A 741-nucleotide genomic window follows, 5' to 3' on the forward strand; every position below is an offset into this window, starting at 1 on the left:
TTCTGGCTCTGCCCCTATGCGAGGCTTCAAGGCGTCATGTACGACCAGGACACCGTATTGCCGGCCTATGATGCCGAGCGGGGCGAACCCAGAGGCAAACTTAAAAAAGGCGCAGTAGATGGCAGCAAAGGCAGCTGTATCGACTGCAAAGTCTGCGTCGCGGTCTGTCCCACCGGCATCGATATCCGTCAAGGTCAACAGGAAGGCTGCATCACCTGCGGTTTATGCATTGACGCCTGTGACAGCATCATGGACAAGACCAACCAGCCGCGGGGTTTGATTCGCTATGCCAGCTACAAGGAACTGCATCACGACCAGAACGTCTTACCGATGTACAAACGACCACGGGTGATTATTTACAGCTTAATACTGCTGCTGGCGCTGGGGGGCATCGTGTATGGTTTTACCACACTGTCGCCGACCGAATTCAAAGTCATCCATGACCGTCAGCCCTTGTATGTGCGCTTGAGTGACGGCTCGATACAGAACAAATACACGCTGAAGCTGCTGAATAAGACACAGCAGCCGATAACGGTGAGTTACAGTGTGTCGGGACTGGCAGGGGCGAGTCTGCACGGTATGGAAGAAGAAGTGATTGTGGCGCCGGGCAGAGTGGTGCCGGTGACGGCACTGGTTCGGGCGCCGGCCGGGGTGACTGAAGACGGGCTGGCCCCGCTCACCTTTGAAGCCACGGTGCGTGAGCAACCGCAACTTAACAGCAGCTATGACAGTATGTTTATG

Annotated in this window: 1 protein-coding gene; it reads left to right on the forward strand. The window is 55.7% G+C overall.

Going from position 1 to position 741, the window contains the following annotated elements; all coding sequences use genetic code 11:
- Positions 1 to 741 (forward strand): 4Fe-4S dicluster domain-containing protein (locus OMQ46_RS16565; RefSeq protein WP_323135172.1); only part of this gene is annotated, 741 nt, incomplete at both ends.

Source organism: Methylophaga sp. OBS1 (assembly GCF_026319365.1).